This is a genomic window from Pseudomonas grimontii (assembly GCF_007858185.1).
In the GTDB taxonomy this organism is placed as follows: domain Bacteria; phylum Pseudomonadota; class Gammaproteobacteria; order Pseudomonadales; family Pseudomonadaceae; genus Aquipseudomonas; species Aquipseudomonas grimontii.
On sequence record NZ_VFES01000001.1, the window covers coordinates 862,139 to 870,260 of the forward strand.

At 55.9% G+C, this 8,122-nt stretch carries 13 protein-coding genes and 2 pseudogenes; 4 read left to right on the forward strand and 11 right to left on the reverse strand.

What is annotated here, in order from left to right:
• Positions 1–17: 17 nt before the first annotated feature.
• From FIV39_RS04160 to FIV39_RS04220, 10 genes are all read right to left on the reverse strand, one after another.
• The gene (locus FIV39_RS04160; protein WP_090408071.1) at positions 18–269 is read right to left on the reverse strand and encodes a hypothetical protein; all 252 of its coding nucleotides are present in this window, start codon (positions 267–269) and stop codon (positions 18–20) included.
• Positions 270–543: 274 nt separating this feature from the next.
• Positions 544–1,086 (reverse strand): phosphohydrolase, encoded by a 543-nt coding sequence (locus tag FIV39_RS04170; RefSeq protein ID WP_090408065.1) that lies wholly within the window; start codon positions 1,084–1,086, stop codon positions 544–546.
• Entirely contained in the window at positions 1,083–1,304 is a 222-nt protein-coding gene (locus tag FIV39_RS04175; RefSeq protein WP_090408062.1) for a hypothetical protein, read from the reverse strand. Before FIV39_RS04175 ends, FIV39_RS04170 begins: the two co-directional genes overlap by 4 nt.
• Positions 1,301–1,699 (reverse strand): hypothetical protein, encoded by a 399-nt coding sequence (locus FIV39_RS04180; RefSeq protein WP_090408059.1) that lies wholly within the window; start codon positions 1,697–1,699, stop codon positions 1,301–1,303. Before FIV39_RS04180 ends, FIV39_RS04175 begins: the two co-directional genes overlap by 4 nt.
• A gap of 57 nt (positions 1,700–1,756) precedes the next feature.
• Positions 1,757–1,954 carry a hypothetical protein gene (locus tag FIV39_RS04185; protein WP_090408056.1) on the reverse strand — a complete coding sequence of 66 codons (198 nt, stop codon included), beginning with the start codon at positions 1,952–1,954 and terminating at the stop codon, positions 1,757–1,759.
• Between the two features lies 1 nt (position 1,955).
• Complete coding sequence (locus FIV39_RS04190; RefSeq protein WP_090408053.1) at positions 1,956–2,279, reverse strand: pyocin activator PrtN family protein; 324 nt, start codon at positions 2,277–2,279, stop codon at positions 1,956–1,958.
• Positions 2,276–2,710 (reverse strand): hypothetical protein, encoded by a 435-nt coding sequence (locus tag FIV39_RS04195; protein WP_090408049.1) that lies wholly within the window; start codon positions 2,708–2,710, stop codon positions 2,276–2,278. Before FIV39_RS04195 ends, FIV39_RS04190 begins: the two co-directional genes overlap by 4 nt.
• 165 nt (positions 2,711–2,875) lie before the next feature.
• Positions 2,876–3,166: a phage antirepressor KilAC domain-containing protein gene (locus tag FIV39_RS04205; RefSeq protein WP_090408042.1), complete on the reverse strand. Its 291-nt coding sequence runs from the start codon at positions 3,164–3,166 to the stop codon at positions 2,876–2,878.
• A 9-nt stretch (positions 3,167–3,175) separates the two neighbouring features.
• Complete coding sequence (locus tag FIV39_RS04210; protein ID WP_090408039.1) at positions 3,176–3,739, reverse strand: hypothetical protein; 564 nt, start codon at positions 3,737–3,739, stop codon at positions 3,176–3,178.
• 251 nt (positions 3,740–3,990) lie between these two features.
• A complete protein-coding gene (locus tag FIV39_RS04220; RefSeq protein ID WP_090408034.1) occupies positions 3,991–4,776 on the reverse strand; it encodes an XRE family transcriptional regulator in 786 nt (261 codons plus the stop codon).
• Between the two features lie 176 nt (positions 4,777–4,952).
• On the opposite strand from FIV39_RS04220, the gene FIV39_RS33835 reads away from it, so the two are divergent.
• From FIV39_RS33835 to FIV39_RS04240, 4 genes and pseudogenes are all read left to right on the forward strand, one after another.
• Positions 4,953–5,171: a transcriptional regulator gene (locus FIV39_RS33835; protein WP_390620685.1), complete on the forward strand. Its 219-nt coding sequence runs from the start codon at positions 4,953–4,955 to the stop codon at positions 5,169–5,171.
• A gap of 332 nt (positions 5,172–5,503) precedes the next feature.
• The gene (locus FIV39_RS04230; protein WP_167361132.1) at positions 5,504–6,031 is read left to right on the forward strand and encodes a phage regulatory CII family protein; all 528 of its coding nucleotides are present in this window, start codon (positions 5,504–5,506) and stop codon (positions 6,029–6,031) included.
• A 28-nt stretch (positions 6,032–6,059) separates the two neighbouring features.
• Positions 6,060–6,239 carry a TraR/DksA C4-type zinc finger protein gene (locus FIV39_RS04235; RefSeq protein WP_315871546.1) on the forward strand — a complete coding sequence of 60 codons (180 nt, stop codon included), beginning with the start codon at positions 6,060–6,062 and terminating at the stop codon, positions 6,237–6,239.
• Positions 6,232–7,959, forward strand: a pseudogene (locus tag FIV39_RS04240) (VapE domain-containing protein); the annotation flags it as partial. The gene FIV39_RS04235 and the pseudogene FIV39_RS04240, both read left to right, overlap by 8 nt.
• A 10-nt stretch (positions 7,960–7,969) precedes the next feature.
• Here FIV39_RS04240 and FIV39_RS04245 read toward each other — a convergent pair.
• Positions 7,970–8,122 (reverse strand): annotated as a pseudogene (locus FIV39_RS04245) (IS3 family transposase); the annotation flags it as partial.

Sequence of the window (8,122 nt, forward strand, 5' to 3'; positions counted from 1 at the left end):
TGATGCACCTCTTCCTGTTACATCCGAAACGATTGATGAGCACGCGCCGGCGGTGACTTCTGCTCAGCGGGTTGCGCGCCGTCGGATTGGATCTCGCAGACGAATCGGTGCCGTTTTCGGTTGGCGGCTGCCAGCGCTTTGGTGAGCCCAGGAATAGTGCCAATGCACTGCTCGTACGCGTCCGGTCCATTCCAATGCTGAGCTGGCAATACCTGGCAGTTCGTTCGGGTGGCGTCTGCGCACAGGTACAGCAAAAGAAATACCGTCATACGGCACTCCTCGGCTGAGCCACGCCTATATGTCTCGAAGCGTGCGTATACCCCACGACAGGCTGCGCAGGCGGGCGTCCCGAAGCGGTAAGCGTTGCATCACTGACCGCTGCCCCGCGCAGCTTTTCGTGGGGTATACGTGCCTCGGCAGTGGCGCTTGAAGGAGCAATAATGCCTGCTGCTGCGCAGCAGAGACTGTTTGTTTCTGGCGTGTCGACACCACTGGTGCTGCGGAGCAAAGCGGGCAGGGCGCTGGGGTTTTCCTGTTGGTTCTTCATGCCGCTTTCCTCCGATGTTCGACAGCGAGTTGGTCCATCAGGCGCTGGTGGTAGGTGAGTCGGGCTTCTGCGGCAGGCCATGGACGGATGATTTCGGCCATGGGTTGTATGCCGACCAAACAATCCCAGATAGCCGGATCGGTTGGCATGAGGTCGCGGCGTTCGGTGGCCAGCGCAATCAAGTCGGCCTGGTGAACGCATGCAGGAAGTTCTGCAGCAATGTCGAAGCGCTGGCACACGCGTTGCCATACCCAGTCTTCAAAGTCCTGGTAAGCATGTATCCACTGTTTAAGTGGCTTGGTCATGTCGCCCAGGTACGCCTCTGGCGCGTCGTGGAGTAAGGCCGCGAGCTTGTGTTCTTCCGGCACCAGCTCGGCGACGATGCAGCTGTGTTGCGCCACGCTGTAGAACTCGCGGGTGTGACCGTTGAATCGGCAGAGGTGTGCCAGTGAGTGGGAAATATCCCGTGGGTCGATCATGTCGGCGTCAGGTTCGAACAGGTCAAAATGCTTGCCGGTGTGGGTGAGGATCCAGTTCATGCGGCCTCCTTCACGAGATCGGCCAGCAGCAGGGCGTTGTCAGCTGCCTTATGCAGTTCGCGGAGAGCGTCGTAACCGATCAGCGCTTTCAGTTGCCGGTCGAACTCTTTGTTATGGCGAGTCATTGCGCTCAGTTCCTTCATAGCCTTGGTGTACTGCTGTTGCAGTGTTCCAGCGGCCTGGGGCGTCAGACGCAGCATTGGGATAGCGCGACTCATGCTGCATCCTCCTGATAGAAGGAATCCAACTCGGCGGCCATGCTCAAAGCGTGGTCGCGCAGAATGAGTGCTTGAGTTGCGTGGCCTTCCGATTTGATCGCTTGAAAGAAGTCGGCGGCGAGTTTGAGTTTTCCCGCGATGGCCAGAAGAATCTGACAGTCCTGGGGTTCCCTGATCAAAATCAGTTCCAGGCGTTCGCATCGGCGCGTGGCCTTTTCAAGAGCGGTAGCACTCGACGACTCGCCCTCCTCAATGCCCTCGATGTAGCCATTCGTGTGGCCATCGTCATAACCGTCAGCCCAGCCATCCTTCAAGCCGCCCCGATACTCGACCCAATACAAAATGGCGAGTGCGATTACGAAGGTGACCAGTGCGAAAACTTCAAAAAATGTCATGTGGTGTGCTCCTGTGGTGTCACTTAAGCTGGTGGTGGCAGCAGTATTGAAACGGGTTTATTCGTGATCAGGATCTGGTGGATCGGCCAGGCCACACATCAGCTTGGCTTGGTACGACATGTAGCCTTCCTCGCGCAGATCGTCGTATAGGTGGTAGTCGGCGGCGAGATAGTTGCAGTGCCCGCAAAGTCGGTCGGGTGTTCTGTCCGCCGATAACTGTGCCCGGCAGTGCCGGCAATAGTCTTGAAGTGACATGTCAGTTTTCCTCCGAATCGCTATGAGGTCTCGGCATGACCTGGTCCGCCTGGTAAGCACGAATATCGATCAGCGCCGCGACATGCCTGATGTGTGCATAACGCAGAGCTTTACCGCTGAGATCCAAGGTGGTCACCGGCAACTGAATACGTCCGCTGTTGATTGCCTCGGTAAACGTCTTCTCGTTGATGTTTTTGAAGTAGTGCGCGTGCACCTTTTCCATGGGAATAAGCACATCGCCGAAGATGTGGTGCAGCATCTCGATGGTGGACGGATCTGGTGCGGGCAGCAGCCGGATTGGTTGCTGGCCGACGTTGGCGGTCATTTGGCCTCCAGGCTGGAGAGGTCATAGGCGTCGGCCCCCAGCTTGCAAAGGTCATAGGCGTTGTCTCGGAGAGCGCGCAGCACTTCCTCTGGGGAATTGCCGTACCCCGAAAGAATGGTCTTGCCGCTGTCAAACCCATGAGGGTTGTGGATGTAGACTGCAATTTTTGGGACTGCGCGATTAGACAGGCGGAACTCCGTGGTAACGGTGCTATTTGGATTCAGGGACACAACGTCCAACTGGTTTGCGAGTAGCAGTACAGCTGCATGCAGTTCTGGCAGGCTGGACAGCGTTGATGGGGGCGCATCAGCCGTTACCCCGGCCGCACTGCATACCAGGTGAGCGAAACCTTGGATCTGCTCAGCGGTTCGCTCGACGGCCTTTGTAGAAAGCAACTGCTTCAGCGCTTGATCAATCAGTTTGTGGTCCATGGCTTCTCTTCCTCTTAGGATGATTCCAGGCAATAAGGCAGTGTTTTTTCGTCAGGTCGCGCAGGTGTTCCGGTACTTCGAGGAGCGCTGCATTGCGCTCCTCGCGTGTGCGCATGGCAACGATCTGGCGGGCGTACTCGCGCGGCCATGCTTCTGGCTGTCTCATTACGCGACTTCTCGCGGGTCAGGCACGGCGGGTGGGGCTGGGCGCTCAATACCGATCTGCCTGGCCAGCCAGGAAATGCCAATGTCCGTCACGCGCGTGGTGCGCTTGTATTGCATGCCATACTTCTCGTGAAACCAGCGACTCTCACGGGTGACCAAAAAGTCTTTGGTAGCGGCAGGGTTGGTTGGCAGGTTGTGTTGATCCAGCAAGCCTTTGTCGCGCATGCGTTTCATCAGCTCGCGGTGACCCAAACCTAGGCGTTCGGCTACGCGTTTGAGGGATAAGCTCACGGCGGCACCTCATGCGGCGGCTGCGAGGCTATTGCGGTAGCCCTGCAGGAATTGATTGAGGTTTTCAGCCAACATTGTGTAGGCGCGCTGGTTGTCGGCGGGCAAGGTGAGTAGGCAGCCGGCGTCGTCGTCGATTTCGAGCTTGGCGATATAGCCGCCGCGTGGGTTGCGCTGGATCTGGAGCGAGGGCTCCAGTTCGTCAGCGATCAGATGGTAAATGCCGCGCCCACGTCGGATAGCCAGACGTAGGGTGGCCTCTATATCGCTGACAGCTTCATGCTCATCTACGTCGGGTACTCCGGTAGGGCTGCGGCCGTTGGCGATACCTTCGATAAAGCTCGCAACGCGCGTGGCGTTGTTTTTGCGGTGCTTATCGAGGGTGACTGACGTATTGAGCGTCCCGCAGATGCGCACCATCACCGTGATGCCGGCGGTGCACTGTTCGATCTCGACCTGAGCCGCTACGGATTGGCAGCCATCACACGAATGCAGGGTGTGATTGAACGTGCCGCTAAGGTTTACCTGAGCCTGGAGTCGAATGTAGGCGGCGGCGTTGAGAGATAGTCTGCTCATGCTGCACGTCCTCCATCGTCAGGATCGAAGGGGGCAGGCTGCTGGCTTTTTGCGGCGAGCTTGGGTTTTTTGTTGTGAAGGATGACTATGCAGCCGGTGCTGGCTTGCAACTGCTCAACCAGTTTTGGGTTGCTCGCGCACGCTGGGTGCACGTGTACGGTTGCTGTGGTGTGCATGGTGGTGCCTCACTCTGTGGTGGGAGAGTGAGATAAAAATAACTTAGGTTTTAATTTGGCGCAATAACCTAGCGATTAATTTTTGGCTAGGAGTGAAGAATTTATAAGGTTCAGAGTGGACCACCAAAAAATCCTACCGATTATTTGAATGCGTTGTTCCATCACCTCCTCGAACGAATAGTCTTCGTCGGCGTACTCTTCGCGGTTGAAGCTTCTTAGGCGAATGCCACCGGGGATACGGTAGAGAAATTTGACCCTCAATAGACCGTCATGATCGAGCGCATAAATTTGCCCGTCGATGATCTTGGTCGTTCCCTTGTCAACGCCAAGCGTCGCGCGGTCAAGGATTAGTGGATGGTTAGAATTACCCGTATTCGTTGCGCACGCTGCGTTAGAGGGATCCACACCTGCTTTGCGCAATGTGTAGCTGGAAAACCAAACCTTGCGGCCCTCGTCAATCTGGACCGTTGATTTTCCTAGCCCTGAAGCTATCTCGACTTCCTTGTAAAGTGGCAAGGCGATCTCCCCTGCTTCCATTGGGGTTAAATCGTCCCATAACGAAAGCTCCCCGAGAACAAAAGGGGAGCCGTCGTGTGGGCGAAGCTTGTGGGTGGCTTCGTTGGTCGATTGCGAGCCGGGGGCGATACCCAGCTCAAGCCAATCCACGTCGACCTGAAGTGCCCGTGCTATTGCAGGTAGGAACCGACTTTTTTGGGACTTGCCAGAGCTTATCTTCTGAATGCTTGCCTGCGTGCATCCAGCAGCTGTAGCTAGAGCCTCTTGGCTGAGGCTGCGCTGAGACATCGCATGATTTAGGCGATCTGCGAGGGTGGGTAGCTGAGTTTTATCTAAATAGTTCATGAGTGCAGGCTATAACTATGGTTATAAAAAGTCCAACAGCTAAAGTTGTTGACCGATTAATCCTAAGGTTATAATCTCTGCATCGTTTACTCAGTTGAGGTCTTCTCATGACTACAAATTGCCTTGAACAAACTGGCCAGGTTGCCGGATCTGTTTCCGAAGGCCATGCCGCGCTTATGCGAGTTCTAGAGGTCTGTGGTAACAACCAATCTGAATTGGCTCGTCGCTGCAATGTTAAGCAGCCGCACGTTTGGAAGTGGCTCAAGACGGGGCGTGTGCCTACAGAGCGTGTTCATTCAGTTGCTCGGGCCTCGGATGGCAAAGTTCTGCCTCATGAACTGCGTCCCGATCTACCAGACCTGTTCCCGGCCCCTGTATTCCAAGCTGCTGCATAAGACTTAGAAAAAAGGCGACCCAAAGGCCGCCCAGTTCCTCCCGGCACACACCACCACAGTGCTGTCGGGTCGCGATAAAAGTAGGCGGGCACACCACATGCTAAACCGCCTCCTTTACCGCGCTGCCAAGGTACGGATACCTTGGGTTGCTGCCTCCTCCACCACAGATCAGGCAGCTGTTGCGCCAGGGGTGAGCGACGGATCGTTCGCCTCGGCACGGTGCCGGTTTCGATCTTGCGGATCTGGCCGGCGTTTGGGCCCTTTCAAGCCACGCGGCAAATGTATCACCACTACATGCTGCGCGGCACTGGCAACCTGCAAGGATTAATGCCATGAGCCGAATTGCTTTAAATTCCCTTGATCGAGCGCGGCGGGAAGTCCTGCCCCTCGACTTGGCGCTTTACCACGCTGCCCGCGACTACCCCGGTGGCGCCGCTGCAATCGCTGTCACCACCGGCCGCAATCCCACCACCCTCCAACACAAACTTTCCCCAACCCACCCCAGCCATTCTGTAAACATTTACGAATTCAGCGAGATCCTTGAACTAACGAAGGACCGGCGCATTCTTGATGCGGTTCATGGCCTTGTCGGCGACACCATTTGGCAGGAACTGGCTGAGGCCTATACCAACGACATGCCAGAAACACTGACTACTGGCCTCGCTACTTACTTTAGACAGGTAGCGGACCTGGCCGACACGTGGGCAAGGAGCATCGGCGACGGCGTTGTCAGCGACAGCGAATTAGCTGAGATCCACCTGCAGGTGTTCTGTGGCATTCGCGGGCTTTTAGGCCTTTTCAATCGAGCCAGTTATGTCAACCAGGCAACGCGGGGGCAGAGCGATGGCAAATCTTGCTGATCTGGCCAACGACCTGGTCGAGGAACGAATGGAGCGCGCACTGGCGACTAGAGATGCGTTGAAGGCTGAAATGGTCTGCCACTCTTTCCTGTACTGCGAAACGTGTGATGCCCCGATTCCATTAGCTCGACGAATTGCCCTGGAGGGCTGCACACAGTGCGTCAGTTGCCAAAATTACGATGAGGTTAGGAGGGCGCACAATGCTTGATGAGGTTCTTGGACAATTCGCTGATTACGGTCTGGAGCCAGAGCAACCACTGACTTTCGGCAAACTCACTCGCTGCAGGACTTCCCAGGACAAGGGTAAGGAAAAGAATGGTTGGTACGTGGCGCATGAGTACCACACCGAAAAGGGTGAAACGCTTATTTTCGGGAGTTTTGGTGACTGGCGCTCAGGTGAGACTCAGAAGATCAGGGTCAAGCCCGGGCGCATGTCTGTCGAAGAGCGCGAAGTCATGCGTGCACGGCAAGAAGAGGCCAAGCGCCGTGCTGCCGAGGTTGCGGCTAACGCGGCGCGTCGAGCGGCCAATCGTGCGTCGGGTTTGTTCAAACGTATGCCTGATAAGGGTAAAAGTGCTTACCTAGATCGAAAACACATTATTGGATTCAGAGTTCGTTATGCGTCGCGCACGGGGGCGGTGTTGGTCCCGATGTGCAATGTTCAAGACGATATTGTTGGGCTCCAGGTTATTTTCCCTTCCAAGCAGGAGGACACCGGACGCGACAAGATGTATTGGCCTGCAGGTATGTCTAAGGCGGGAGCCTTTCACTTAATCGGTGGGCATCCCGAACCCGGAGAGCCGTTGTTAATCTGCGAGGGGTATGCCACTGGCGCCAGCCTGCACATGGCAACCTCGCAGGCAGTGGCGATAGCTTTTGACGCGGGCAATCTGCTCTCAGTAGCTAAGTCTATGCGTGCACGCTTTCCTGGGTGTCCTCTGATTATCTGCCGCGATGACGATTGGAAAACCAAACGCCCAAATGGGACACCGTGGAACCCAGGTGAGGAAAAAGCCAACAACGCGGCTTTAGTTGTCGGTGGGCAGGTAGTCGCGCCGATTTTTTCCGGCGAACGTGAACTCAAGTGGACCGACTTCAACGATCTTCACGTCGCGGAGGGTCTTGAGGCCGTGCGCCGCCAGGTACTCGCCGTCGTAAAACCGCCTGCGGCAGGCGGCTGGAAAGACAGGTTGGCTCGCAGTGAGAGCGGGGCATTGATAGCGCACATGCAAAATGTGGAACTGATCCTCGGCAATGATGAACGCTGGGCCGGTGTCATCGGTTTCTGCATGTTTAGTTCGAAGATCATCAAGATGCGTGCCGCTCCGTACGGCGGCGGTGTTGGCGAGTGGGCAGATATTGATGACGTGAGAGTAATGAAGTGGCTCGCCCAGCAGTACAACTTTAGGGTCAAGATGTCTCATGTCATGGAAGCAGTGAGTGTGGTTGCACACGATCATGCTTTTCACCCCGTGCGTGATTACTTGGGAAAGCTTGAATGGGACCGTGTGCCTCGGCTCGACAGTTGGTTAACTGACGTGCTGGGCGTCGTGCCAACCGACTACAGTTCTAAGGTCGGTAGGCGCTGGCTTATTTCGGCGGTGGGACGAGTGATGTCTCCGGGCTGCAAGGCTGACTCTGTGATAATCCTCGAAGGTGCCCAGGGCGCTGGTAAGTCGACGGCGCTAGGCATTCTTGGCGGTCCGTGGTTCATGGATACGCCATTTGCGTTGGGCGATAAAGACGCCTTTCAGACCATTCGAGGTAAGTGGATCGTAGAACTCGGCGAGTTGGATAGCTTCAATAAGGCCGAGTCCACTAAGGCTAAACAATTCTTCTCAGCCTCAAATGATACCTATCGCGAAAGCTACGGCCGCAGATCTGTGGATGTGCCACGCCAGTGTGTTTTCGCGGGAACCACCAACCAAAGTGTAGTGGTCAACTAATCCCGGACACGACGTTAAGTTTTTTCTCGGCCTGAGCCGGTGGCAGCCCACCATTAAATTGGTGCGGTCGAATCCAGTTGTACCGGTGCATCAAAAAATGGCTGATATCCCGCTGAGCTTGTTGGGCCGTCGTGTAGCCCATGGT